Here is a 25315-nt window from a genome sequence, read left to right as displayed (position 1 = left end):
CTCTTGACGGTCCCGGTTTTTGCTGCGCCCATGTCCTTAAGCCTCTTCTACGACAGCGCGGAGGCCGGTCCGATCCCGGCATATCCGAAGGCTCTCCCCGTTTTCAGGCGCGTATAGCCGGAAATCCATTTCCCGGGCAAAGGCCCGCAGCTCCGCCCTGGACAGGGTCCAGTGGTTCATGTCCTCCATGTGGGTGGCCACGATGAGGGCCGAGGGGAGGGCCTGGTGGAGGGCCAGAACATCCTCCTTTCCCATGTTGACCCGGTGCTGGCAGCCCATGTTGCCCCCGGCATTGGCCAGCACCACATGGGGGCGGAAGTCACGGAGCGCCTGTTCCACGCCGGGGCACCAGACGGTGTCCCCCGTGGCGTAGAGGCAGGGCTCGTCCGGAGCGCGGAACACCACCCCGGATACGCTGCCCAGCCGGTCCAGGAGATCTGCCTCCCAGTTCCCGTGGCGCCCGGGGATTCTGGTCAGGGTCACCCCGGAAAAGGCCGTGTCCCGCCCCAGCACCCGGACCTGCCGGAAGCCGTAGTATTGCAGGATCTCCAGGTCCCGCTGGTTCTGGGCAAAGACCGGACTGTCTCTGGGGAGCAGCCTGGCCGCCGCCTGGTCAAAGTGCCCCGGATGGAGGTGGGTGATGATGACCCCGTCCGCGTCCAAGAGGGCCTCTGCCGGGCAGGGCAGGTCGCACAGGGGATTGCGGGTCTCGGGACGGACCCGGCTGTGGCAGGGGGGCAGGGCGCCCCTGGGGGAGAGCATGGGGTCCAGGAGGAACCGGACGCCGGCGTACTCCAGCAGGACGGTGGCGTTGCGAATCTGTGTCAGCTTCAGAGCAGTCACCTTCTTTCCCAAAAATCCGGCCGCCGGCGCCATGCTCGCCGGCGGCCGGATCTTTGTAGGGGGTCCGGCAAAGGGGGGGAATCAGCGCATCGCGGCGCTGTCCCTGCGCTTCCTGTAGCTTTTCAGCACCAGGACCTCCAGGCCGATGAGCACCACGGCGGCCGCGGCGTCGGCGATGTAGAGATAGGTCCGCCAGCCCACGCCCTGCTGGCCCTGGTAGTCCTCGTCGTAGAGATAGCTCTGCACCACGGTGTACATCACGTTTTTGCAGGCGCGGCGCATGTCGGAGACAGAGGAGGGATTGGTGCGGTCGGTGACGAAGTTGGGGCCGCCCTCCACGGTGGCCAGCATGCCGTCCACCCCATTGGCCAGGGCGGCGTCGGCGTTCATGAAGCCATGGCCGTTGTTGCGGAAAAAGTCGGTGATGGCCATGCCGCGGAAGCCCCACTCGTCCCGGAGGACCGTGTTCATCAGGCTGCTGTTTTCGCCGGTCCACTTGATGCCCAGGAAACTCCAGGAGACCATGACGGCGTTGGCGTTTCCTTCTTTCACGCAGATCTCAAAGGGCTTCAGATAGATCTCCCGCAGGGCCTGTTCGTTGGTCCAGACGCACACCATTTTGCCGTTGAAGTCGTAGGCGGCGAAGTGCTTGATGTAGGAGTAGACCCCCTTGCTCATGGCGCCCTGCACGGCGCCGGAGGCGATGCGCCCGGCCAGCACGCCGTCCTCGGAGAAATACTCGTAGTTCCGCCCGCCGAAGGGGCTGCGGTGGGTGTTCATGGCCGGGGCGTACCAGCCCTGGATGCCCATCTCCACGCACATCTGGCCCATGGTCTCGCCCCACTGGGTGGCCAGGTCCTTGCTCCAGGTGTTGGCGATGACGATCTCAATGGGGAAGCCCAGGGAGCCGTAGCCGGTGAAGTTGTTGTTGATGGCGGCCGGGCCGTCCATGTCAAGGGTCTGGGGCTTGCCCACCGACTCCATGGCGGGCGTCTGGTAGCCGCACAGGGCGATCATATTGGCCATGTCGTCCACGGTGAGCTGGTCCAGCAGCAGCTCCCACTGGGGGTCGTCATAGTCCAGGCCACGCATGTCCGCCAGGGTCAGGCCGTTGTCCGCCCCGGTGGTGGGCATGACCGCGTCGGGGTCCAGATAGGTGCCGGGGTCAAAGTTGCTGTTCAGGTGGTACTGCGCCACCAGCTCCTGGGACATCTCCGTGGAGGCGGGGGCGGCGGTGGCCCGGTCGTAGTTGGCGAAGTGGTCGGCACGGGACAGGTACTCCACGTCGCCGGCACAGTCATCAAACCGGTTGGTGGCGGTGAGGTCGTCGCTGGCCCGGCCCTCCTGGCCGTCGTATACGATTTTGGAGGACAGGGTCAGGGCCTTCTGGTCCAGGATGGTGTGGGAGTCGCTGTTGACGGAGATGACATACTCCCCCGGGTCCAGAATGTAGGCCCTGGCGTCCCGGTAGTCGTAGGAGGCCATGTCCTCCAGGGCAAAGGTGAAGGAGATGGTCTGGCTCTCGCCGGGCTGGAGGAGCCCGGTCTTTTCAAAGTCCAGCAGGTTGGCCACCGACTTCTCCACGCCGCCGTTGAGATAGGGTGGGTTGTAGAAGACCTCCACCACGTCCTTGCCCGCCACAGAGCCGGTGTTGGTGACGGTGACGTCAAAGGAGAATTCGGTGTCGGTGACGTCCAGCTCACTCATGGTCTGGGAGAAGGTTGTGTAGCTCAGGCCGTGGCCAAAGGGGTACTGGACCTCGGCATCGTAGTCGATGAGGCCCTCGGCGGCGGCCGTCTCGTAGAACTTGTAGCCCACGTAGATGCCCTCCACGTAGTTGGTGAAGGAGGGATAGTAGGTCTGGGACACGCCGGAGTTCATGCCCTCCACCGCCAGCTGCTCCATGTTGGAGTAGTGGTAGTCCTCGTAGTTGTTCCACCAGGGGGCGTTTTTCAGGTTGTAGGCAAAGGTGTCGGTGCTCTTGCCCGAGGGGTTCACCGTGCCCCGCAGGATCTCGCCCAGGGCGGTGAAGCCCACGTTGCCGGGGCCGGGGCACCACAGCACCGACTTGATCTGCTCATAGTCGTCCACAAAGCCCAGCTCCATGGGGTTGCCGCTGTTGAGCAGAAGGATGACGGTGTCGAAATTGTCGCAGACCATGTCGATCATGTCCCGCTCAGTCTGGGAGAGCTGGAGGTAGTGGTCGTCGGGCTGGAAATCGTCGTACGCGTCGGAGTTGTTGTCGTAGCCGGCCTCGGACATGGCCATGGGCATGTCGTTGTGTCCCTCGCCGGCCAGGCGGGCCAGGGTGACGACCGCCACGTCGGAGAATTCTCTGGCGTTGTCCAGCATCTCCTGGGAGTAGGTGCTCACCGGGGGCTCGTACAGGGTCCAGGACTGGGTGGTGATGGTCATGTCGGGGCGCTGGGAGGAGTAGGCGGTGTAGAAGTCCAGCAGCTCCTGGTTGACCGCAAATCCGGCCTGCTCCAGCCCCTGCTGGAGGCTGACGATGTCGTACAGGGCGTTGATGCCGCCGGAGCCGGTGCCGCCGTAGATGGGGTTGGCGCTGGCCCAGCCGAACAGGTTCAGGCTGGTCACGTCGGTGAGGGGCAGGGTGTCGCCGTCGTTCTGCAGGAGGACGAAGCCCTCCTCGGCAATCTGCACGGCGGTGTCCTCAGCGGTGTCCAGAGTACCGTCGCTGATCTTCACCTGTTCCACCAACACCAGGTCCAGCAGGGCGGAGACGCCGCCCAGCATGATGCCGTTGACGGCCAGCACAGCGGCCAGGGCCATGGCCAGACCGGCCTGGGCCCGGATCAGGAACTTCTGGGGCCGGGGCCGCCCCCGGACGGCGATGAGCACGATGATTCCCACCAGAAGGACAATGCCCAGCGCGATGAGGTAGGGGGCGCAGTTTTGCAGCACGCTGATGACGTCTTCCATTTCGAAATTGATCATGAGGTTCCCTCCTAAACCAGTTTTTCTGTCCCGGTCCCTTCCGGCGGTCGGGACCTCTTCTGAGAAAAATTATACAGATCAGGCCCTGAATGATAAGAGCAGTTTGGACAAAACTGTACAGTTCTGGACGAAACAGGGGAACTTGTCCAGCAGGTGAACAAAAATGACAATTCCGTACTTTCCTTGACAGTGTGTACAGCTGTGTGGGATAATGACCCTGAGGTGGTAGTATGGCGAACGCACGATCCGGCCGGGAGGACCGGCGGGTGACCTTTACCAAAAACGCGATCAAGGACGCGCTGCTGGAGCTGATGGGGGAGAAGGACTTTGAAAAGCTGAGCATCAGCGCCGTGTGCGGGGCGGCCCAGATCACCCGCACCACCTTTTACAGCCACTACGACTCGCTGGACCAGGTGCTGGACGAGCTCATCGACGAGGCCTTTGAGGTGGCGGAGTACTCCTCCACCACGCTGTCCATGACCATGCCCCAGCGGCTGAACTACCTGGCCCAGTTTGACACGGTGGAGAAGCTGCGGGAGCACAACAGCGACCTGCCCACCTGCCAGCGTATCGCGGATACGCCCAAATACCGTGTCCTCTTCCAGGACAGGACCATCTCGGAGTACATCAAGAACAAGCTCTTCCGCATGATGAAGCCCAGCGTGGTCCCGGATATCATGGAGTACTGCCATATCTCCCAGGACCAGGCGGAGCGGATCTTCCGGTATATGCTCGCCGGGTCCTACGAGGTGAACAGCGCCCTGAACTGGACCAAGAACGACGCGTGGTTTGCCTCCCGTCTCACCATTCTGCGGATGGAGACGGCTGGGCTGGAGGCCATCCGGGCGGCCAATGCCAGATGAGAAAAAATCAAACCGGTTGAACCGGAGAGAAAATACACAAAAAATGCAGGAAATTACCGTGCGGTAATTTCCTGCATTTTTTTGAGTCCCGCAGCCCACCCGGGCGGAGAGCTCAGCAATGGAGCGCTCCGTTTTCCGCAGCGTCTCCACGGCCCGCCGGACGCGGTACTCCGTTTGAATTTATGTTACTGGGCGCCCAGCGTGACGACGCCGTCGAACAAGTGCAGCTTTTCCTCTGTAAACTGATGGGACACAACCAGCAGCAGCTTTCCGGAGATGGACAGGAGCAGATCTTCAATCCGCTTTGCGGTGTTTTCATCAAGATTTGCAAGCGGTTCGTCAAGAATCAAAACGCTGGTATCGCGCAGCAGCGCCCGCGCCAGACAGATGCGTTTTTTCTCGCCGCCGGAAAGGTTGGCCCCATTTTCTGTAATAACAGCGTCCAGAGACTGCAGATTGGCAAACCGGTCGAGGCCGAGGCTTTTCAGCGTCTCCATGAGCATGTCGTCCCCCACATCGCGGTACATCGTCAGATTGTTCCGCAGCGTGTCGTGAAACAGGACTGCCTCCTGTCGGACCACAGTCATAGCCGAATAGGTGTCGCTGTACTGGGAGATCGGTAGGCCGTCGAGCGTGATCCTGCCGCTTGTCACGTCGTAATAGCGCAGAAGCAGGTTGACGGCGGTTGTCTTTCCGCAGCCGCTGGGGCCTTTGATCAGATACTTCCTGCCCATCTGAGCGGTAAAGCTAAAGTTCTGCAACAGCAGCCGGTCGCTGGTATAGCCGAAGGAAACGCCGTCATAGCAGATCTCTTTTTGGATACAGGGCAGAGATTTTGAATGCGTGCCCCCATCGCTCTGGGAGAGAAACTGTGCCATAGCAGCGCAGGAGGGTTTGACGGCAATCAGCTGACGGATGATTTCGGCCAGAGAGATGAGAGGGTAGGAGAGCTGGTCGATCATCCCGATTGCCACAAAGAAGTCGCCTGCTGAAAACGCGCCCGACAAGACGAGCCATGCGGAACAGGCGAGGACGATGAAATAGGACAAGTAGGAAATCAGCGTCGTAATCAGCTGCGCCGCCGCGCCCAGAACCGTGTCACGGAGGAGCTTATCCATCGCCCATGTATTTGACTGGTCAAATCTCAGGAGAATTTGCTGCTCAATGGAAAAATTCTTAATGATTTCAAAACCGCTGAGCCAATCGCTTACCTTTGCCAGATTGTCCTCAACCGCTTTCAGATATTCCGTCTGGGCCTCTTGCAGACGCTTTTCGATGAGCTTAGGGATATAAAGGGGCGTGGTCAGAAGCAAGAGCGTAATCAATGCGATTCGCCAATCCAAGATGAACAGGGCCAGGCTGACAAAGACGATTTTCAGCAGGATCTCCCAAAACAGGGGAAGCATCTGAAAATAGCGGGAGTTTATCATGTCGGCCTCGTTGGTATACTTCGCCACATACGCCCCCTGCTGCTGCTCTTTGTAAGTCACATAGTCTTGGCGGAGGATGCGCTCAAAGATATCGTGCTTCAGAAGCCGCATACAACCGACGGAAAACCTTGCGCTCAGTCTCTTATAGCAGTAGTAGAACAGCACCTCGCCCAGGATGAACCCGATCAACAGGCCTCCGTTTTGTATGGTCGCCGTGATGTCTCCGGCAATCGCGTAATCCAGAACACCGCCTTTGAAGAACTGCAATATGACCGCAAAGACTGTGCTGATGAGCACAAAAACCAAAGCCCCTATATAGCAGGCGCTGTTCTTTCGCTGATATTTCTGCATTTTTATTATCCTTTCTACTGTTTCCCTTTTCCGAAAACGATAGAAGGATAGGCTGATTATTTCCTTCTACCGTTTAGAAGGAAATCCGACGTTTCACCATAGGGGAGGACCTCCTGTGCAATTGCATTACCTGACAACATACAGGCGTAAATTCCGCCTGGCGGCAGAGGCGGCCAGCCGGAACGCAGGCAAACCGCCCACTTGAATCCTGATTTGTTTTCAGTATAATGATTATACGGATGACGATTTGGCATGTCAACACAGGAGGCGAGCGGGATGGCAGAAATCATGGAGCAGGGCATTCTCATCCGGGATGTGGACACAAAAAACATCATGACCAAGTCAAGTCTGCCGGTGGGGGGATACTCGGTCAACCCCTATGTGGGCTGTACCCACGGCTGTAAGTACTGTTATGCCTCTTTTATGAAGCGCTTCACCGGCCATACCGAGCCGTGGGGCACGTTCCTGGACGTCAAACACTGGCCGGAGATCAGGGACCCCCGGAAATACCGGGGGCAGCGGGTGGTCATCGGCTCGGTGACCGACGGGTATCTGCCCCAGGAGGCGCGCTTCGGGAACACCCGCAGGCTGCTGGAGCAGCTGAAGGACAGCGGCGCGGAGATCCTTATCTGCACCAAGTCCGACCTGGTGGTCCGGGATATTGACCTGCTCCGGGAGATGGGAAAGGTGACGGTCTCCTGGTCCATCAACACCCTGGACGAGGGATTCCGGGCGGACATGGACCGGGCGGTGAGCATCGAGCGGCGTCTCAGTGCCATGAAGCAGGTCTACGACGCGGGCATCCGCACCGTCTGCTTCATCTCCCCGGTGTTCCCCGGTATCACCGATTTCGAGGCCATCTTCCATCGGGTCAAGGACCAGTGCGACCTGGTGTGGCTGGAGAATCTGAACCTGCGGGGCGGGTTCAAGGGGGAGATCCTGGACTATATCGGGGAAAAGTACCCCCATCTGACCGACCTGTATCACGCCATCTACAGCAAGGGGGACCGGAGCTATTTCCGGGCTCTGGAACAGAGGGCGGAGCAGCTGGCCGGAGAAAACGGCTGCCCCTTTGTGGACAACGAGTTGCCCTACGGCCGGGCGGAGCCGGGCCATCCAGTGATCGTGGACTATTTCTACCACGAGGAGATCCGGGGCTCGGAGAACACAGGAAAGAGGACTGGAAGAAAACAGAGACCGCCGGAGGAGGACTGTGAAGTGCCCCAAAAAGGTTAGACAATAATTGAACGTAAAAATTGTTTCAGCAGCCGAAAGGGCTTGTTGCCTGTGAAGAGCAGGCGGCAAGCCCTTTCGCTTTGCCTTGATACGGTGGTTATTGCAGCAATTCAGGTAAGCGGTCAGCTCCAGCTTGAAGTGTTCCATGGATTCGAATTCTTGCAGATACAGCTACATCATCGACAGCGGTGCGCTGTTCGTCCGATTTTTCCACTATATACCTGTGAGGAACGCCGCTGCCACGGAGCTGCTTCCCACCCCGGAGCAGCGCGAGGAGGTATACCGCCGAATCCGGGAATTCCGTAAGACAAAGACCATTTTCTCCATGGATTTTCAGAACGACGCGGAATATGTGGGGGCTGTGAGTACCGACTACCAGAGCCCGGAAAGTATGAATCACCTCTGCGACAAGACGGTGCCCTATGCGAAAGCGTGGCGGAGTACCGCGGATTCTCTTTGGAATATCTGTGGCGGTTGTACCGCATGTGGGAAGAAGGAGTAATTGAAATGTCCTCCTATCAGATATTTACCGATGAGGTTCGTGGTGGAGGCGTCATTTCATGGGAAAATTTCAAGAAAATCAATCTCAGTCTGGGAGAAGACTACACTCATCCAAGAAATCTGGCAGCTGCTGGCTCTACGCACACCGGCCGTATCAAAACAAGTTTTACGGGAAGTACATTTCCGGCAGACATCTCCCGAAACGAGTTGTCAAGGACTTTTTAATCAAATTCACAAAAAAGCCACAAAAAAAGTGCCAGGAAGCAGATTTTAGCTCCTGACACTTTGGCGGATGGGTTATTTTCTCCTGCTTAACAGTTCGTCGCAAAGGTACGCATATTCCGGCAGTTGGTCGATATAGGGTTTCCAGCGCCGCTTAATCTCGGCCAGTTCCAGCGGATCGGCGTCCTCGAAGTCATGGTCGTTTCCGGTCATTCCAAAAACATCCAGTGCTATATCATTCAAGCACTCATTACAAAGACCGGCAGCGGACTCTATCCAGTTGCCGGTGTCAATATAGACCGGGTCGATAGATATTGCCAGCCACACATAGCCGACCTTATCCGACCAAACCAAATCATAAGCGGTCATCTGCCGGATATGTTTCTCAAACACTTTGCGGACGCGCTCAATCTCATTTTTCTCTTTTTCTGTGTACAGCATTTTCATGTCCTCCTTGGCTAAAGTTTTGGTGTGTACCATCATCAGTTTAACACAAGGCGGCTGGCTTTATCAGCCGGTCACATCTGCTGTATCTCGTTTTTGAGCATACGCTTGATTTTGTCGCTCATGGTTTCGGTGCTGGTATTGCTGAAATGGACGCGCACCTTGTAGGTGGTCTTGCCGATTTTCTTTACCAGCGCGGGGGCGTCCTCCGGCGCTCTGGCGGGGGTGGTGCCTGCGGTCTGCATGGTACGGGTTTCTTTGTTCATGGCGCTCCTTTCTCCGGGCGGGGCTGCGCCGTCCGGCAAAACAATCAATCGCTCTTACGGTTTACAATGTCTTTCGCCGCCTGCTTAGTGGCCCCGGCGTTTTCCTCCCGGAAGTTCTTCCCGGCAAAGAGGATCGGGGCGCACCGTTCCAGGATGCGGTCATAGATACGGGCATGGGCCAGGTCGGGCGGGTTCTTGAGTTCGGCCAGCTTCAGGTTGGTGGTGATGATCATGGGCCTGCGGCTGCGGTAGCGGCTGTCAATGACGAAAAACATCTGCTCCATCGCATACTCGGTGCTGCGCTCCACACCCAAATCGTCAATGATGAGCAGGTCGTACTCGTCAAAGCTGGCGATAAAGTCGGCCCTGTCATCGGAGAACATCCCCGTCAGGCGGTTCAGGATGGTGGGAAAGTTCGTCATCAGCACCGGCACATCCCGGTCAAGCAGGGCGTTGGCGATACAACCGGCGAAAAAGGACTTGCCGGTTCCCACATCCCCAAACAGCAGCAGGCCAGTGTTGTTTCGGTATGCCTCCTTCCAGTTCTCCACATAGGCGCGGGCCTTGTCCATCAGAGGATTTTGGCCGTTGTCGTTGGCAAAGGTGTAGTCGTACAGATAGCGGTCTTGCAGGCCCTGGGCCTTCCGGCGCTTGATACGCTCCATGCGGCGCTGCCGTTCCTCGGCGGCTTTGCGCTGTTCCTCGGCCTCCCGCTGGCACTGGCAGATACAGCGGGGCATGAAGTAGCCGGGTTTCCCAAAGCATGGCACAACGGTCTGCCTCTGGCCGCCGCACTTTTTACAGTGAATGAGGCCGTCTGCCGGGTCTATGTACTCGTCCCCGGCCAGTTCCACACCGGCGGCTGCCTTGTCGATCAGCGCCCGGATTTCTGCGGTAATCTCCATCATACGGTTTCATCCTCCTTTACGCTGTAATCCCGGTTGCGGGTGGGCGGGGCCGCCTTTTTCGCGTCCTCACCGGCCCAGCGCCGGATGGTGGCGGCATGGCTTTGATACCGCTTGCCGGTAGAAGCCATATACTCGGACAGCTTTTCGATGTACTGGCCCCATACGGTGGGAAAACTGGCCTGCAAGTCCGCCAGTTCCTCGTCCGTCAGGAAAACATTCTGGTAACGGCCATAGGCGCGGGCGGGGCGTCCCTTCTCTATCTCTCTCTTTATCTCTATCTCTTTCTCTAACTCTATCTCTATCTCTGGTGGACGAATGTCGGACAAATGTCCGCCGTTTGTCCGAGGCGCGGAAAGAGCCTTGTTTTGAAGCCTCGCTGCCCGCTTTCGCTCGGCCTCGGTGGAGGACTGGCCGATCAGCAGTTCGATATTGCTCATGTAAAAAGTGCCGCTGTCCAGCACTTCCACAAGGCCCAGCTTCAGGAAGATTTGCAAGGCCCTCTCCACAGTGCCAATCTGCTGGCGGGTGATGGTGGCGATCATCTGCGCTGTGTAGGGGATATTCTCGTCAAGCTGGAGCCGCCCGCCGTGTTTCAGGGATTTCAGATACAGCTTGAGCAGAATGTTGGAGTACAGCACACCGTCCTGCATACTTTCCAGCAGCACGATGGAGTCATCGTCAAAATAGTTCTCTTTGAGTTTCAGGTAGTAATATTTTCGATTGTCTGACATGGGTTCCTCCTTGGGGTTATTTCAGGGGTCTATACGCCTTTAGAGGGCCGTTTTGAGGGCCAGAGGATAAATCTATCAGGCCCCCAGCGACACCCTCAAAAAAAGCCTTGATTTACAAGGGGTTTTTGCCCTCTAATTGTCCACGCTGTACCCTCCTTCGGCGTTCGCACTCGGCCTTTTGCCGCCGGTGGACTTTCGGCGCACATTCCGGGCAGTATTTAGCCCGGTTGGAGCCGGGGGTGAACAGCGCCCCGCAGACGGCGCACCGTTTGGCGTCCAAGCGGTGGAACAGGGCCGTTTCCAGTTCCCTGTCCAGCGGCAGCACCGCCGCCCGGAACCACCGGCACAACAGGGAGTAGGAAATGGACTGCACACAGACACATTCCTCCCCGTCGTCCAGCGCGATACAGTTGCCGCCGTCGTAGTTGCAGCACTCATGTACCAGCCGCCGCGCTCTGCGGTACTGGCGGTAGTCCATGACGGGGATGGGTTCAGGCTTGCTTTTCTTCATGCTGGCACTTCCCGCACCCGCCGCAGTTGCCGCAGCCCTGGCAGGCATGGGCCTCCGGCTCCGGGCCGGTGGGCGCGTCTGCCGGTTCCGGCTGCAAGAGGGCAAGGGGCAGGCGGATATTCAGGTGGACAGTGACGGGTAAAATAATCTGCTTCATAGGGCAATCTCCTTCCATGAGTGAATGTTGACAGTTCTGTGCAAAAGGGTGTCGTGAAACGCGACACACCGCAAGGGGTCGGCAAAACGCCGTACCCTTTACCGTTCCGGCTCCCGGTCGCGGGGCTTGTCCCGTTCCTGCCGGGCCAGTTGGTCGGCGGCCTTGCGGAGCCGTTCCACGGCTTTCAGTTCCTCCCGCATGGCCTTCATGTCGATGCTGTCTACCTGCTTCTGGGCAGTCAGCAGGTCGATCTCGCGCCGCCATTCCTTCGGGGAAAGTTCTTCGCCGCTGGCTTTCAGTTCTTTCAGATACCGGGCCGCCGCGTCATAGAGGATCAGTTCCCGGCTGTGGCGCTGCTCGAACAGTTCCCGCTTCTCCGGCTTTACCCTGGCAAGCTGCCTGCGGATGGGCTTGTACTTGTTGTACTGCGCCCACATCTCCCCGCGCTCGGTGAGGGTGGCGATCCGGCGTTCAGCTTTGACGATCTCTCCCCGCAGGTCATAGTAGCGGGTGTTCATATCGGAAATTTTTTCATGGAGCTGCTGCATGGACTGGATGCCGTTTGCCTGCAAAAAGCTGAACAGGGCGGCGCTCTCCTGCAAAGCCCGGATTTTGCCGGTGCGGGTGTCAGGCCGTTTGAGCTGCTGCTGGGCCTCCCACAATTCAACCATGCTGGACTGCTGGTCCTCCGGCTTCTCGGCCTCGGCCTTAGACCAGTTGTAGAGGCGGGTAATGCGGGCCTTGATTTCTTTCAGCAGCTTGTTGTCGGCGGCGATCTGCCGGTTGACTTCTCCCTTGTCGGTGCGGATGCCGCGCTTCTCCATCTGGCTGGCTGCTGGCCCCAGGTGGACAGAGGGGATTTTATCAATGCCCCGGCGCTTGTAGCTGCGGTGGTCTACCAACGCAGGCTGACCGGCGGCCTCCAATGCCCGGTTGGTATAGGCTGCCCATGCCGCCCGCCAAATCTCCACATTCCCTTTGTCGTTCCAGTCGGTGGTGTCCTCCCGGTGGTTCTTCCAGCCGCCTTTCCCATCCGGGATGCGCTGGCCGTTCTCGTCCAGGTCGTATGCCTTGCGGCACTTTGCGCCCCATGCGCCGTTTTCTTTTAAGGGCCGGACGGTCAGCATGATATGAACATGGGGGTTGCCGGTTCCCTTGTCATGGATGGCAAAATCGGCGCACATCCCCTTGTCCACAAAGTTGTCCTTCACATAGGCCCGGACAAGGGCAAGCTGCTGTTCCCTGGACAGTTCGCGGGGCAGGGCTGCCTCAATCTCGCGGGCAAGCTGGCTGTCCCTGGCTTTCTCGATCTGCTCCACACTGTTCCAGAGGGTGGAGCGGTCTGCAAACTCCGGCGGGGCGTGGGCGGGCAGCATGATTTCCGCATGGACAACGCCGCCTTTCCGGGTGTAATCATGGGTCAGGCCGTCCCATCCATTCGTCAGTTTGGTTCCGCTTCGGTAGGCGGCTGCGGCAACAGCGGAACGGCCCTCGCTGCGCTTGATGATACTGACGGGGATATGGCAAAAATCTATGGGGATGGCCTCCTTTCGGTGAGGGGTATTCAGGCTCCGTGGAGCCGGACAGACGCGAAGCGGGTGTTTGGCTGCGCGGGGCGCACAAGGGGTTTGGGGAGTGTAGCGCCCCATCGCGCTCGGAGAGCGCAACAGCCCCCGGCAGGGCGCACGACACCGGCAACGGTGTATAAGTGCGCCCTTGTAAACAAGGGACTTACGGCTTGTCCCCGGATTTCGGCAGTTTTGCGGCCAGTTCCGCCGCCCCCGGAAGATGGGACAGGGCAATCAGGAACGCCTTGACCTCTACGCCGGAAAGGTCGGCGGCCAGAGGGAAAATGCCCTCCAAAACGGCCCCGCGCTCAATCAGGCGGCGGGTGCGGGCCTTGCGTTCCTCATTGCGCTGCTTGTTCTCCAAAATCTTCTGGCGGTTCTCAAGCTGCCGGATCTCCTTCAGGACTTCTTCGCGCTCGTCTTTTTTCTGTTTCGCTTGGGCGGTGTGGTCTTTGTGCATATCGCTTTCTCCTTTGGCGGCTCCATCCAGCCGCGTTTGATATAATATTTCTGCAACTTGATGATGGCGTTGCGTACCGTGACAATGGCCGCCGATGTGGTGAAGCCCTCGGCCTCGGCAATCTCCTTGAAGGGCTTGCCCTCCCAAAACCGGGCATGAAGGCAGCTCGCCTGCCGGGGCGTCAGGATGGCAAGGGCCTCCCGGAGCCGTTTCATCATCAGGGCGCGGGCGGCCTCCTGTTCCCGTTCCGTTTCCTTCTCCATCAGAATATCCTCCGGGGAAACGGCCTGCTCCGGGAAATGGTTTTCCATGCCGGGGGATGCGTCCAGAGAGTAACAGTGATAGTGCTGCTTGGCGTCATTGGCGTCCTCTGCGCGGCTTTCCTCTACAATGGCGTCTGCCACCTCGTCCGGCACTTCCACAAAGGTGTCCTTCTTGCAAATCGGGTAGTAGTATTTTTTCAGGTTGATGGTTTTCATAGGCCGCTTGTCCATTTCCGGCGTATGAAGTACCGGCGCAGCCGCCGGAGCGCCGCATGGATGGACTTCCCCGCCTGGGATGGGGTAATACCTTCCATCGCGGCAATGTCCTTCACTTTCATTCCCAGCATATACCGGGCATGGACGCGGCGGGCCTGCGTTGGGGGCAGAGAAGAAATGGCCTCATAGAGCCGCCGGAGCAGTTCGGCGTGTTCGGCCTGTTCCTCTTTCTGCACGATGTAATCCTCCGGTGAAGGCTGCGCCCAGCCGATGGCGGCTTTTTCAATCCCGTCGTCACAGTCAAGGGAGTAGTGGGCCTTGTAGCGGTACATCTTGCGCTCCCTGGCGGCCTCGGCCCGCTTGTCCAGCAGAAACGCTTCAACGATTTCATCCGACACCTCCACAAAGGTGTCCTCGGTGCAGAATGGGTAATACTGTTTCAGGTTGATCGTCTGCATAGGCCCGCCCTCACTCTGACGGGAAAAGGCCGTCATAGCAGCGGCGCATATTCCGCAGGCCCCGCCGGATGGCAACGCTGACCTTGCTGCTGTGTACGCCCTCCATCCGGGCAATTTTAGGCTGGTTGATACCGGCGATGTAGTAGGCCCGGATGCGGCGGGCCTGTGTGGGGGTGGCATGGGCCAGGGCCTCCGGCAAGGCGGCCAGCAACCGCAGATGGGCGGCCCGTTCCTCGCGCTCCACCAGAATATCCTCCGGCGATCTGCCGTGTTCCAGCGCGTAGTTCTCCGTCCAGCTATATGCGTCCAGAGAGTACCAGGCGCGGTGGTAGACCTTCCGGCGCTCATAGTTGTTCATCTCGCGCTGGGCCTGCCGCATGGCCTCCCAAACTTCATCGCTGACCTCTACAAACTCGACATGCCGGTAGTGGGGATACATCCACCGCAGATTGATTGTTTTCATAGGCTTACCTCCTGAAAATGGGAGAGGCGGGCAGCTTGTCCGCTGTCCGCCTCCCGCTGGGATAAGGGAAACAATCCCTTCCACTTGGTAGCCCGAAAACAGGTCATTCGTTAAGCCTGTTTTCAAAGAAATTTATAAATTTTTTTCTGACTGCCTCCACACTTTGATACACAGCCACTTTGGAGCAGCCGCACACCGTCCCGATCTCCGCAAGGGTCAGCCCGTCCAGGGCATAGAGCAGGAACCGGCGGCGCTGGGCCTCGGTGCAGGTGTCCAGGACGGCCATCAGCTCGCCCAGCGTTTCCATGCGGCACAGGTAATCCTCCGGCGTTTCGCCGTAGATACCCACGCCCTCGGTGGCAACTATGTATTCGTCAAACTCCCGGCCATCCCAATGCCGCCGCTGCTCATGGGACAGGTTCTCGGCTTTGTGGTCGGCCCGGTCAAGAAATTCATAGACTTCCAGCGTGACCTCCACGGCCACAGCTTGTCCGTTGTAATTGATGGTGACTTCCATCTGCCTTTCCTCCGTTCAGATTTTTTGCGGGAAAATCTGAACGGGGCGGCGGGGAGCGGCACCGGGGGCAGGGTTCGGGCCATGTTGACCCGATGTTCCGTCCCCACAGGTATGAAAAAGCGCCCGGACAGCAGAAAGCTATTCGAGCGCAAAAAACACGGTATTCAGTTACATTGTGACAATTTTCGCACTGGCTGCCAGACGGGGCCGGTTCGGTGGCTGGGCTTTTTTTGACGGTAGTACAAATATCGTCTGAATTTGTCGGCGGTCAGTGTGCTTCATGGCGGCTCCCTCCTAAAGCCGCCGTGTCAGCGTGTAGGCGTCACTCCTTTGTCGAGGGCATAAGGAACGGCGGCCTTGATGTTACTCAAAACCGCCGCAGTACCCGGAAAATCCATTTTGGGCGCACAAAGCTGCCTGCCCTGCAACGGTTTTTTTCTTTCCCCGTCTTGCGGGGCAGGATCGCTTGGCATATTCAGTTTAGTCTTGCTCCTGTGCAGCTGCCTCCTTCAGCCGCAAAAAGCTCTCGTCGCTAATGATGTGTTCAATCCGGCAGGCGTCGGCCTCCGCAGTTTCAGGGTCAACGCCCGCTGCGATAAGCTGCTCAGTGAAAAAGCAATGGCGCTCGTAGATTTTTTCGGCAACTGCCCGGCCTACATCGGTCAGGTGCAGGAAATAGTCGCTGTCCATCGTGAGAAAGCCGCCGTCCCGCAAGGTAGCCACTGCATGGCACACGCTGGGTTTTGACACCTCCATGTGCCGGGCCACATCTACGGAGCGCACCATACCCGTTTTCTTATGGAGAACAAGGATGGTTTCCAGATAGTCCTCCCCGGACGCATGAAGTTTCATCAAGACCTCCCTTACTGTATTCGCCAGCCTTCGGCTTGTTCGCGGATCTGGATGAACTTTTTATAAGTCCCTTCCTGTTGCAGCAGTTCCTTATGCGTACCCCTCTGAGCCACAGTTCCGCCATCAATCACAAGGATTTGGTCGGCATTCCGGACTGTGGAGAGCCTGTGGGCAATCATAATGATCGTCTTGTCTTTTGTCAGCTCCGCAATCGCCGCCTGCAGTTCCCGCTCATTCTCCGGGTCCACACTGGCGGTGGCTTCGTCTAAAATGATAATCGGCGCATCCTTTAAGATGGCCCGGGCAATAGAAATGCGCTGGCGCTCCCCACCGGAAAGGGAGGCACCACCCTCGCCCACAAGGGTATGGTAGCCTTCCGGCAATGCCGATATAAACTCATGGCAGCACGCCTTTTTCGCCGCCTCGATCACATCTTCCCGGGTGGCGTCCGGCCTGCCGAATTTGATGTTGTTTTCAATGGTATCCTCAAAAAGATAAACATTCTGGAACACAATGGAAAAATTTTTCAGCAGGCTGTCGCAGGTAAAATCTTTTACATCATGTCCGCCCACACAGATTTTCCCTTCCTGCACATCCCAAAAACGGGCAATGAGGCTTACAAGGGTCGTTTTGCCGGAGCCGGAAGGCCCTACAATGGCGCAGGTTGTTTTTTCAGGAATGATCGCGCTTACATCCTGCAGCACATTTTCCTGTCCGTAGGCAAAGGAAACGTGGGCAAGCTCAATGTCATAGTGATCCAGTGGAATATCCCCGCCATGTTCATCCAGTACCGGCGTATCCATAACGGCCTCCATACGGTCCAGGGAGGCATCGATGACACGGGCAACGGAGGCCATACTTCCCACTAGCTCCACACTGGAGTAGATCATAAAACTTGACACCAGCAGAAGCAGGCACTTGACCGGTGTGATCTCACCGCCCAGCAGCAGATAAGGAGCAACGACTAAGATTGCGGATTTTGCCAGCTTGAAGATCGTCTGATAAACGCCGGTCAGCGAGGAAAAGACACTTTCCAGAATGATGTTGGCGTCCGCACTTTCCCCGATTGCCTGATTGACCGCTTTTCCCGACATTTCTCCCAATCCAAAGGCTTTCACGACGCCCATTCCCTGGATATATTCCAGAAAACCCGTCACAAGATTCGCCTGTGCGGCCTGCCGTCTGGGAGACAGCCTTTTACCTGCTTTCTGGATTCCCCCATAGACCAGCATAGAAACGGCCAGCCCCGCAAACATCAAAAGTCCGATATGCCATTCATAAAAAAGCAGCCAAACGCCTATGACAAGGGCATGGATAAAGCCTCCCGCTACTTTTTCCAGAACCATGACGGCGTTACTCTCAATATCTCCAAGTGTGGTCGTCACGGCGGCTACGATCTCACCCAGCCGGTTTTCATTGAAATACCCCATAGGAACATGTTTCATATGTTCGCCGATTTCCAGCCGTTTTTCCGAACACATGGAAAAGCTGCCAAGCGTTCTCCTGATACAGGATAGGTTATTAAAAAAGATCCGTCCGGCAATGCTTACCACCATAATGGCAAGGGATACCCAGATGGCGGAAACCGGCATGACGCCGCCCTCCGCCACTGAAAGCAGCCCTGAAAGTACCGTAAGGATCGCCATGATGGGCATCATCTCAAAAACAGAATCCAGCAGATTGAAGACAAAAGAAGCAATCAAATTCTTTCGCTGTTTTCCCGAAAATTCCAGCAGTCGTTTCATCAGTTGAATCATACAGGTGCCTCCTCTCCCATATCTTTCGCGCTGATATGCGCGGTCCACAGCTCTCTGTAAAGAGAATTGTTCCTTAACAGCTCTTCGTGCGTTCCCTGGCCTTTGATGCACCCTTGATCCATTACCAGTATCTTATCTGCGCCCACGATGGTAGAAAGACGGTGGGCAATGACAATCAACGTTTTCCCTTTTACCAGTTCATTGATCGATGCCTGAATAACAGCCTCATTCTCCGGGTCGGTAAATGCGGTAGCCTCGTTCCCATTAGCACAACCGGCGCAAACCCGCATAAATACGGGACTTTTCAAAAAATCTAAAGACAATTAAACGGCTCTATAATCACACTAAGACGCTTTTTTTCGTTAGTCTGCAACGAGAAAGGCGTCTTTTTTATTTCCAGAGCCGAAAGGAGGCGACGCCATGTATTTCACTTCCGGCAGCGACCGCGCCTTTGAAAGCCTTATGCAAGGCAAGCCCGGCTTCGACCACTACGACAGCGGCGACGCCGGAGCGCCGGAGGATTGCGGCGACTGCCGTTTCTACCGTCCCGACTGGAAATATCAATTTTGCGTGTATGCAGAGTGTCCCTACCAGCCGGGCAAGCTCACCGCCTATGACGCGGTTCTATTCCAAGTGAAAGGAGTTGACGACGAGATGGCAGTTTTTCGTGTGGAGAAAAACCGGGGCTACACGGTGATGTCCAACCACCACCTGCGGAATAAAGACCTGTCCCTGAAAGCCAAGGGCCTGCTTTCGCAAATGCTGTCCCTGCCCGAAAACTGGGATTATACCTTGAAAGGCTTATCCCTTATCAACCGGGAAAGCATCGACGCCATACGGACGGCGGTGTGGGAACTGGAAAAGGCCGGGTATATCACCCGCCAGCAGAACCGGGACGGCAAGGGCAAGATGGCCGACATGGTTTATACCATCTACGAACAGCCGCAGCCCCGGCCAGAGGCAGAGGATGAAGAACAGCCGGGATTGGAAAACCCGGTGTTGGAAAATCCAACATCGGATAATCCAACGTCGGAAAACCCGGTATCGGGAAATCCAATGCAATTAAATAAAGATATACCAAGTAAAGAAAAATCAAATACTGATCTATCAAGTACCCAATCCATTCCTATCCATTCCCCAAACCCCTCTCCTGCGGAGGGCAAGGCGGCACAGCCGCCGGAACGGAAGCGAAAGGATGCGAATGAGGCATACCGGGTGTATGAGGAAATCATCAAGGACAAGATCAGCTATGACATTCTGAAAGCCGATCTGCCCTATGACGGCGACCGTCTGGACGAGATTGTAGACCTGATCCTTGAAACCGTCTGCACCCGGCGCAAGACCATCCGTGTTGCCGGTGACGACTATCCGGCGGAGCTGGTGAAATCCAAGTTTATGAAGCTGGACAGCGAACATATCCGCTTTGTGCTGGATTGCCTGAACAGGAACACCACGGAAATCCGCAACATCAAGAAATACCTGCTGGCGGTGCTGTTCAACGCCCCGTCCACGATTGGGAATTACTATTCGTCGCTGGTGGCACACGATATGGCGACTGGCAACTGGGGTACCCCGCAAAATTGAAAATTTTGTAGGGAGAGGAGGAGCAAGGGAGCGTGTGTAGTTTTCGCCGCAAGGCGGAAACGGAACGAAGCGGACTATGCGACGACGAGAAAGGAGGACGGCCCTATGAAACAGGGTGCATTGATTTTTGACGAGCAGGCAGACCGCTACGACATCCGCTTTGATCTGGCAGACTACTACGGCGGGCTGCACTGTGGGGAAACCTTTGACGTGATGGTGGGCGGCAGGTGGAAGCCCACCCGCATTGAGGTGGCCGAGGACTGGTATCTGGTAGGCATCCGCGCCGACGACCTTTCCGGCCTGCGGGTGCGGATTTAAGCCATCCCGCCGCCTGCCTGCTGGACTTCCAAAGGAGGGATAGCAGTTGCAGGAAGAAGTAGACCAGAAAACCATAGCGTTAGCGGTGAAAACCGGGAAGCTGACCGGCCAAGTGTTGCAGGCGGCCATGAAGAAATTTCTGGCCGCCCGGCAAAAGGGCAAAACCAAGCCCCACCACGGCCACCAAAGCCTGCGGCAGCTCAAAAAGGACGGTTCGGCCCTCTCCAACATTGAGATCACCGACGCGAATATTGGCCTGTTCAAGCCCTGCGCCAAGAAATACGATATTGACTATACGCTGCGGAAAGACAGCTCCACCCACCCGCCGCGCTATATCGTGATTTTCAAGACCAAGCAGGCCGACAATCTGGAACAGGCGTTCAAGGAGTTCACGGCCAAGAAGTTAAGCCGGGAGGAACGGCCCTCAATCCGAAAGACCCTATCCGCCCTGAAACAAAAGGCTGCGGCCAAGACGCAGCAGCGGGCCAAGGAGAAAGTCAAGGAAAGGGGGCTGTCATTGTGAAACCAGAAGTAAAAAAACTGATCCTGTCCAATCTCCCGTACCTGATTTTCGTTTACCTGTTCGGGAAGCTGGGGCAGGCATACCGGCTGGCGGCAGGCGTGGACTTGTCGGAAAAGCTGCTGCACTTCATGGACGGCTGTTCGGCGGCCTTTGCAAACGCCGCCCCCAGCTTCCACCCTTTTGACCTGCTGATCGGCGTCGCCGGTGCCGCCGCCCTGCGGCTCATGGTGTACTGCAAAAGCAAGAACGCCAAGAAATACCGCAAGGGCGAGGAATACGGCAGCGCCCGTTGGGGGACGGCCAAAGATATTGCCCCGTACATCGACCCCAACTTTGACAACAACATTCTGCTGACGCAGACGGAACGGCTCACCATGAACAACCGGCCCAAAGACCCCAAGACGGCCCGGAACAAGAATGTTCTGGTAATCGGCGGTTCCGGCTCCGGCAAGACGAGATTTTTTGTGAAGCCCAACCTTATGCAATGCGTGTCCAAGGACTACCCGACCTCATTTGTGATAACCGATCCCAAGGGCAGCCTGATCGGTGAGGTGGGCCAGCTCCTTGTCCGCAGCGGCTACCGGGTAAAGGTGCTGAATACCATTAACTTTTCCAAGAGTATGCGGTATAACCCGTTCCGCTACATTCACAGCGAGAAAGACATTTTGAAGCTGGTAAACACGCTGATTTGCAACACCAAGGGCGAGGGCGAAAAGAGCGCCGAGGATTTTTGGGTCAAATCGGAACGGCTGCTGTATTCGGCCCTGATCGGCTATATCTGGTACGAAGCGCCGGACGAGGAAATGAACTTCACGACGTTACTTGAGATGATAAATGCGTCGGAGGCCCGCGAGGACGACCCGGAATTTCAGTCGCCGGTAGACCAGATGTTTGAACGGCTGGAAGCAAAAGACCCGGATCACTTCGCTGTCAGACAGTATAAAAAATTTCTCTTATCCGCTGGCAAGACCCGTTCCTCTATCCTGATTAGCTGCGGCGCACGTTTAGCGCCCTTTGACATCCGCGAGGTGCGGGAGCTGATGGAGGACGACGAGCTGGAACTTGACACCATCGGGGACGAGAAAACCGCGCTGTTCCTCATAATGAGCGACACGGACACCACGTTTAACTTTATTTTGGCTATGGTACAGAGCCAGCTTATCAACCTGCTTTGTGACCGGGCCGATGATAAATACGGCGGGCGGCTGCCCGTCCATGTACGGATGATTTTGGACGAGTTTGCGAACATCGGCCAGATACCGAACTTTGACAAGCTCATTGCCACCATCCGAAGCCGGGAAATTTCGGCATCCATCATTCTGCAAAGCCAGTCGCAGTTAAAGGCGATTTACAAGGACGCTGCGGAAATCATTTCCGACAACTGCGATTGTACGCTTTTCCTTAGTGGGCGGGGCAAAAATGCCAAGGAGATCGCTGACGTGCTGGGGAAAGAAACCATAGACAGCTACAATCAGAGCGAGAACCGGGGCGCGCAGACTTCCCACGGACTGAACTATCAAAAATTGGGAAAGGAGCTGATGAGCCAAGACGAGATTGCAACGATGGACGGAGGCAAGTGTATTTTGCAGGTGCGCGGCGTGAGGCCGTTTTTCAGCGAGAAATACGACATCACCAAGCACCCCCGGTATAAATACCTTTCCGACGCCGATAAGAAGAACACCTTTGACGTGGACAGATATTTGTCGTCCATGCGCCGGAAGAAAAAGCGCGTGGTATCAGAGGCGGAAACCTTTGAGCTGTACGACATTGACCTGTCGGATGAAGATATGGCCGCCGAATAAAGCGGCTGGCACAGAAAGGAGCCTGACCCTATGGAACACTCGGACGAACTGACTTTTGCGGACTATTTCAATGCGGAGAAAGAAATCTATCGAAATATCACCTGCGCCGCCCTTGCTGCGCGGTGGTTACTCGATCATGGTTTCGTAATGCCGACTGACGCCGAAATAAAAGAGCTGGTGGCAGAGGCAAACCGCAAAGTGCTGGAAGCATGGGGCGAAATTTACGCGCTTGCCATGCTGAAATGGCTGGACGGCCAATAACTCCGGGCCGCCTGCGGATTGTGACGTGCTGCTGGATATGACCGGCAGCTTTTTTGTACCCAAAACCACATCACAATCTGAATTTATGGAGGTAAATGTATGGAATTTTTCAATAGCGCAGTTGATACTTTGCAGACGATCGTGATCGGCCTCGGCGGTGCCCTCTGTGTGTGGGGCGGCGTAAACCTGTTGGAAGGTTACGGGCAGGATAACCCTGCCAGCAATGCTCATGTGCGATAAAGTAACACACAAAAATTTGATAGACAGTAACCCACTATTCCAAACTTGTCGGACAGATATTTTGTAAAGGAACCTTGACAAGCGCATGATAATAGACTATAATGAAAGTGTAAAGGAACCTTGTCAGAAAAGGAGGCGCATTATTTGAAAAATCGGGTTGAAGAATTGAGAAAGAAATTAGGATTGAATCAAGAAGATTTCGCAAAAGCAATCAGAGTTTCAAGGCAGACAGTCAGCTCGATAGAAACAGGTAAATATAATCCATCTTTGGACTTAGCCTTTGTCATATCTGATTTCTTTGGTGAAACAATCGAAAACATTTTCATTCATGAAAGGAGTACCGAAAATGAAAAAGAGTAATTTGTTGGTTGGTATCGGTTACATCGTAGTAGGTGCTGCTTTTCTTCTGTTGGCATTGCTTTTTAATGGGGGAACAAGTAGTCTGTTTTTTGGATTTGCAGGTGCAGGAATAGGCGTAGGAATTATGATGATTGCCAGATATTTTTACTGGAGCAAGTCAGAAAACAAGGGCCGTTATCAAGAGAAACTTGAAAACGAAATGATTGAGTCCCATGATGAGTTAAAAATAAAATTGAGAGATAAATCGGGACGTTATGCTTATGTATTCGGTCTTGTCATCACTACTATTTCAATCGTTGTATTTTTTATATTGGGCGAACTCCAAATTGTCAACAATTCACGCGTAATTGTAATATATTTAAGTGCCTATCTTCTTTTCCAATTCATATGCGGCATTGTAATCTACAACCATTTGCTTAAGAAATATTGATAGCAAAACCAGCCGTGTCAGTCAACGGTCAAGATGAACGGGCTACGCCCGCCGTTGACAACCCCGTCCGGTTTTGTAGTTGGGCAATCAAGGGGCGACAGCAAGGAGTGCTGCCGCCCCGCACTATTATCAGAGAGGGGGAATTTCCATGACCGAAGATGAAGCCTACAAAGTGCATATCCAGTACACCTTTAACGCCTTTTGCAAGGTTGTCATTCGTCACGCAGCCATAGATATAATTTTGAAGCTGCGCCGGAGGTGGGAACGGGAAGTTTCCCTTGACTATCTGATGAATGAGAAGTTTGTCCAGCTTGCCGAGCCGGAGCAGCTTGAAGAATATCTTTTTATTGCCTGCGGCCAGACCGCCGTTCTGTACCATGCGGAACTCGCCGCCGCCCTTGCCCTTTTGCCAGAGCAGACGCAGGAAGAAATTTTCCGTTACTATTTCCTGCGCCAGCCGCAGCGCGTGATCGGCGTACATATCGGACGGACACGCAGCACAGCGGGGCGGCATATCCAGCTTGCCTTGCAGCGGTTACGGCGGCTTATGGAGGGAAAACGCTATGAGTAAACTTCTCCCCTATGAAACAATCGTCAAAGCCCATGAGGGCGACCCGGACGCAATCGACACCGTTCTTTCCCACTACGCCGGATATATCCGCTACTGTTCCAAAGTACACGGGAAAGTCAACGCCGAGGTTGAGGAATATGTGAAGCAGAAGCTAATTGCCGCATTGTTCAAGTTTCGCTTTGACCGATAAGCCCTAAAATAGAATATCAGCCGCCCACCGGCGGCCAGCGAAAGCAGTAAGTCTGAAAAAGATTTGCTGCTTTTTTTGTTGTCCGGCTCCGTTCCCGGCCATTTTGCCCTGTTCGGATTGTAGTAGTAAGTGAGGGAGAAATTTTTCTGCCCCGGCGTTTGGCATTTTTGATTTTTGTCCGTAGTAAGAAGCAAAGAGAAAATAAGCCGTTTTGTTTGGCAAATTTCAAAACGCGGTGGTGTGGGGAGTGAAAGGAAAAATTCTCTGCCCCGTAGGTTGCCAAAATCCTGTTGCCCAGATTACTAAGGCAAAAGAAATTTTGAAAAATCCCCGTCCAGCGGGTAGAAAAGCCCCTCTGCGGAGTAATATTGGCGAAAGGAAAAAAGGCCGCCCACAGCGGGCCGCAAGCCCTGTCCTGTCCGTTCTATGTACGGAAGAACCAGACAGGGGCAGTCTGCGACAGTTACAGAGCAAGTTTCTACCACGGTGCCAAAATCCGCAATTCTGCGGTTTTGCCCCTCGCGGGAAACTTGTTGGGGAGTGCCTTCCCCAAACCCTGCTTTGCGGCTTGCGCCGCAAAAATATTTCCGTCCGGCAGGCCGCTTTTTTGCGGGAACTGTCCCGGAAATACCTAACAGACCAGCCTATTTTTTGTGATAAGTGAAAGGAGGTTTACAGCCCATGCCGAAGCGATACAACACGCCCCACCGCAGCCGCGTTGTGAAAACCCGGCTGTCCGAAGAAGAATACGCCGACTTCACAGCGCGGCTTGCGCCCTATGGTATCAGCCAGTCCGAATTTCTCCGGCAGGCGATACGGCGCACCGCTATACGCCCCATTATCCATGTGTCGGCGGTCAATGATGAACTGCTTTCCGCTGTCGGGAAACTCACAGCCGAGTACGGCAGGATCGGCGGCAACCTCAACCAGATTGCCCGGTATCTGAACGAGTACGGCGCACCCTACAACGCGCTGTCCGGCGAGGTACGCGCCGCCATAGCCGACCTTGCCGCCCTCAAGTATGAAGTCTTACAGAAAGTAGGTGACGCGGTTGGCAACAC

The 25315-nt window shown here is 56.0% G+C and carries 31 protein-coding genes and 2 pseudogenes; 14 read left to right on the top strand and 19 right to left on the bottom strand.

Going from position 1 to position 25315, the window contains the following annotated elements; all coding sequences use genetic code 11:
- Nucleotides 1-36: 36 nt before the first annotated feature.
- Both WMO64_RS11245 and WMO64_RS11240 read right to left on the bottom strand, forming a co-directional pair.
- Nucleotides 37-855 carry an MBL fold metallo-hydrolase gene (locus WMO64_RS11245; RefSeq protein ID WP_294517055.1) on the bottom strand — a complete coding sequence of 273 codons (819 nt, stop codon included), beginning with the start codon at nucleotides 853-855 and terminating at the stop codon, nucleotides 37-39.
- Nucleotides 856-924: 69 nt separating this feature from the next.
- Nucleotides 925-3801, bottom strand: coding sequence for a glycoside hydrolase family 3 N-terminal domain-containing protein (locus tag WMO64_RS11240; RefSeq protein ID WP_349232024.1), 2877 nt, complete (start codon nucleotides 3799-3801; stop codon nucleotides 925-927).
- 230 nt (nucleotides 3802-4031) lie between these two features.
- Between WMO64_RS11240 and WMO64_RS11235 the strand changes: the two genes are divergently transcribed.
- Nucleotides 4032-4664 carry a TetR/AcrR family transcriptional regulator gene (locus tag WMO64_RS11235; RefSeq protein ID WP_349232023.1) on the top strand — a complete coding sequence of 211 codons (633 nt, stop codon included), beginning with the start codon at nucleotides 4032-4034 and terminating at the stop codon, nucleotides 4662-4664.
- 185 nt (nucleotides 4665-4849) lie between these two features.
- Here the strand turns inward: WMO64_RS11235 and WMO64_RS11230 are convergent, their stop codons facing one another.
- Nucleotides 4850-6445 carry an ABC transporter ATP-binding protein gene (locus WMO64_RS11230; RefSeq protein WP_349232022.1) on the bottom strand — a complete coding sequence of 532 codons (1596 nt, stop codon included), beginning with the start codon at nucleotides 6443-6445 and terminating at the stop codon, nucleotides 4850-4852.
- A 276-nt stretch (nucleotides 6446-6721) separates the two neighbouring features.
- Here WMO64_RS11230 and WMO64_RS11225 point away from each other — a divergent pair, with 276 nt between their 5' ends.
- Nucleotides 6722-7681: a radical SAM mobile pair protein B gene (locus tag WMO64_RS11225; RefSeq protein ID WP_349232021.1), complete on the top strand. Its 960-nt coding sequence runs from the start codon at nucleotides 6722-6724 to the stop codon at nucleotides 7679-7681.
- Between the two features lie 27 nt (nucleotides 7682-7708).
- On the opposite strand, the pseudogene WMO64_RS11220 reads toward WMO64_RS11225, so the two are convergent.
- Nucleotides 7709-7852: pseudogene (locus tag WMO64_RS11220) on the bottom strand (IS3 family transposase); the annotation flags it as partial.
- 336 nt (nucleotides 7853-8188) lie between these two features.
- Here WMO64_RS11220 and WMO64_RS11210 point away from each other — a divergent pair.
- Entirely contained in the window at nucleotides 8189-8407 is a 219-nt protein-coding gene (locus tag WMO64_RS11210; protein WP_349232020.1) for a hypothetical protein, read from the top strand.
- Nucleotides 8408-8479: 72 nt separating this feature from the next.
- Here the strand turns inward: WMO64_RS11210 and WMO64_RS11205 are convergent, their stop codons facing one another.
- From WMO64_RS11205 to WMO64_RS11135, 15 genes and pseudogenes are all read right to left on the bottom strand, one after another.
- Nucleotides 8480-8845: a hypothetical protein gene (locus WMO64_RS11205; protein WP_050006185.1), complete on the bottom strand. Its 366-nt coding sequence runs from the start codon at nucleotides 8843-8845 to the stop codon at nucleotides 8480-8482.
- A 77-nt stretch (nucleotides 8846-8922) separates the two neighbouring features.
- Nucleotides 8923-9093 carry a transposon-encoded TnpW family protein gene (locus tag WMO64_RS11200; protein WP_430651171.1) on the bottom strand — a complete coding sequence of 57 codons (171 nt, stop codon included), beginning with the start codon at nucleotides 9091-9093 and terminating at the stop codon, nucleotides 8923-8925.
- A gap of 65 nt (nucleotides 9094-9158) precedes the next feature.
- The gene (locus WMO64_RS11195) at nucleotides 9159-10022 is read right to left on the bottom strand and encodes an ATP-binding protein (protein WP_193499779.1); all 864 of its coding nucleotides are present in this window, start codon (nucleotides 10020-10022) and stop codon (nucleotides 9159-9161) included.
- Nucleotides 10019-10753: a phage replisome organizer N-terminal domain-containing protein gene (locus tag WMO64_RS11190; RefSeq protein ID WP_087989415.1), complete on the bottom strand. Its 735-nt coding sequence runs from the start codon at nucleotides 10751-10753 to the stop codon at nucleotides 10019-10021. The genes WMO64_RS11195 and WMO64_RS11190 overlap by 4 nt, the downstream gene beginning before the upstream one ends.
- A gap of 112 nt (nucleotides 10754-10865) precedes the next feature.
- Nucleotides 10866-11264, bottom strand: coding sequence for a cysteine-rich VLP domain-containing protein (locus tag WMO64_RS11185; protein WP_050006189.1), 399 nt, complete (start codon nucleotides 11262-11264; stop codon nucleotides 10866-10868).
- Entirely contained in the window at nucleotides 11245-11421 is a 177-nt protein-coding gene (locus WMO64_RS11180) for a hypothetical protein (RefSeq protein ID WP_002596503.1), read from the bottom strand. The genes WMO64_RS11185 and WMO64_RS11180 overlap by 20 nt, the downstream gene beginning before the upstream one ends.
- Nucleotides 11422-11519: 98 nt before the next feature.
- Complete coding sequence (gene mobQ, locus WMO64_RS11175) at nucleotides 11520-13070, bottom strand: MobQ family relaxase (RefSeq protein WP_349232019.1); 1551 nt, start codon at nucleotides 13068-13070, stop codon at nucleotides 11520-11522.
- Nucleotides 13071-13152: 82 nt separating this feature from the next.
- A complete protein-coding gene (locus tag WMO64_RS11170) occupies nucleotides 13153-13353 on the bottom strand; it encodes a DUF3847 domain-containing protein (RefSeq protein WP_435412067.1) in 201 nt (66 codons plus the stop codon).
- Between the two features lie 35 nt (nucleotides 13354-13388).
- Nucleotides 13389-13928, bottom strand: a complete 540-nt coding sequence (locus WMO64_RS11165; protein WP_349232017.1) for an RNA polymerase sigma factor — start codon at nucleotides 13926-13928, stop codon at nucleotides 13389-13391.
- Nucleotides 13925-14386, bottom strand: coding sequence for an RNA polymerase sigma factor (locus tag WMO64_RS11160; RefSeq protein WP_349232016.1), 462 nt, complete (start codon nucleotides 14384-14386; stop codon nucleotides 13925-13927). Before WMO64_RS11160 ends, WMO64_RS11165 begins: the two co-directional genes overlap by 4 nt.
- 10 nt (nucleotides 14387-14396) lie before the next feature.
- Complete coding sequence (locus tag WMO64_RS11155) at nucleotides 14397-14849, bottom strand: RNA polymerase subunit sigma-24 (protein WP_349232015.1); 453 nt, start codon at nucleotides 14847-14849, stop codon at nucleotides 14397-14399.
- A gap of 103 nt (nucleotides 14850-14952) precedes the next feature.
- Nucleotides 14953-15366 carry an RNA polymerase sigma factor gene (locus WMO64_RS11150; protein WP_349232014.1) on the bottom strand — a complete coding sequence of 138 codons (414 nt, stop codon included), beginning with the start codon at nucleotides 15364-15366 and terminating at the stop codon, nucleotides 14953-14955.
- 480 nt (nucleotides 15367-15846) lie between these two features.
- Complete coding sequence (locus tag WMO64_RS11145) at nucleotides 15847-16218, bottom strand: metal-dependent transcriptional regulator (RefSeq protein ID WP_054330196.1); 372 nt, start codon at nucleotides 16216-16218, stop codon at nucleotides 15847-15849.
- An 11-nt stretch (nucleotides 16219-16229) separates the two neighbouring features.
- Entirely contained in the window at nucleotides 16230-17975 is a 1746-nt protein-coding gene (locus tag WMO64_RS11140; RefSeq protein ID WP_349232013.1) for an ABC transporter ATP-binding protein, read from the bottom strand.
- A pseudogene (locus tag WMO64_RS11135) lies at nucleotides 17972-18235 on the bottom strand (ABC transporter ATP-binding protein); the annotation flags it as partial. The gene WMO64_RS11140 and the pseudogene WMO64_RS11135, both read right to left, overlap by 4 nt.
- Before the next feature lie 160 nt (nucleotides 18236-18395).
- Between WMO64_RS11135 and WMO64_RS11130 the strand changes: the two are divergent.
- The 11 genes from WMO64_RS11130 to WMO64_RS11080 all read left to right on the top strand — a co-directional run.
- Entirely contained in the window at nucleotides 18396-19559 is a 1164-nt protein-coding gene (locus tag WMO64_RS11130; RefSeq protein ID WP_349232012.1) for a DUF6017 domain-containing protein, read from the top strand.
- Between the two features lie 105 nt (nucleotides 19560-19664).
- Nucleotides 19665-19877, top strand: coding sequence for a DUF5348 domain-containing protein (locus WMO64_RS11125; protein ID WP_349232011.1), 213 nt, complete (start codon nucleotides 19665-19667; stop codon nucleotides 19875-19877).
- A 46-nt stretch (nucleotides 19878-19923) separates the two neighbouring features.
- Nucleotides 19924-20400: a PcfB family protein gene (locus WMO64_RS11120; RefSeq protein WP_349232010.1), complete on the top strand. Its 477-nt coding sequence runs from the start codon at nucleotides 19924-19926 to the stop codon at nucleotides 20398-20400.
- On the top strand, nucleotides 20397-22202 hold the full coding sequence (locus WMO64_RS11115) for a VirD4-like conjugal transfer protein, CD1115 family (protein ID WP_349232009.1): 1806 nt from the start codon (nucleotides 20397-20399) through the stop codon (nucleotides 22200-22202). The genes WMO64_RS11120 and WMO64_RS11115 overlap by 4 nt, the downstream gene beginning before the upstream one ends.
- A 30-nt stretch (nucleotides 22203-22232) precedes the next feature.
- A complete protein-coding gene (locus tag WMO64_RS11110; RefSeq protein WP_006575179.1) occupies nucleotides 22233-22463 on the top strand; it encodes a hypothetical protein in 231 nt (76 codons plus the stop codon).
- Between the two features lie 99 nt (nucleotides 22464-22562).
- Entirely contained in the window at nucleotides 22563-22703 is a 141-nt protein-coding gene (locus WMO64_RS11105; protein ID WP_196931879.1) for a Maff2 family mobile element protein, read from the top strand.
- A gap of 144 nt (nucleotides 22704-22847) precedes the next feature.
- Nucleotides 22848-23063, top strand: a complete 216-nt coding sequence (locus WMO64_RS11100; RefSeq protein WP_349166756.1) for a helix-turn-helix transcriptional regulator — start codon at nucleotides 22848-22850, stop codon at nucleotides 23061-23063.
- Nucleotides 23050-23493, top strand: coding sequence for a hypothetical protein (locus tag WMO64_RS11095; RefSeq protein ID WP_349166755.1), 444 nt, complete (start codon nucleotides 23050-23052; stop codon nucleotides 23491-23493). Before WMO64_RS11100 ends, WMO64_RS11095 begins: the two co-directional genes overlap by 14 nt.
- 148 nt (nucleotides 23494-23641) lie before the next feature.
- On the top strand, nucleotides 23642-24064 hold the full coding sequence (locus tag WMO64_RS11090; RefSeq protein ID WP_349166754.1) for an RNA polymerase sigma factor: 423 nt from the start codon (nucleotides 23642-23644) through the stop codon (nucleotides 24062-24064).
- Complete coding sequence (locus WMO64_RS11085; protein ID WP_079699044.1) at nucleotides 24057-24254, top strand: helix-turn-helix domain-containing protein; 198 nt, start codon at nucleotides 24057-24059, stop codon at nucleotides 24252-24254. Before WMO64_RS11090 ends, WMO64_RS11085 begins: the two co-directional genes overlap by 8 nt.
- A gap of 681 nt (nucleotides 24255-24935) precedes the next feature.
- Nucleotides 24936-25315, top strand: a 380-nt coding sequence (locus WMO64_RS11080; protein WP_349232008.1) for a plasmid mobilization protein, incomplete at its 3' end; no start/stop codon positions are given.

Source organism: Pseudoflavonifractor intestinihominis (assembly GCF_040096055.1).
GTDB lineage: Bacteria > Bacillota > Clostridia > Oscillospirales > Oscillospiraceae > Pseudoflavonifractor > Pseudoflavonifractor intestinihominis.
This window is presented reverse-complemented; position numbering and strand designations above follow the sequence as displayed.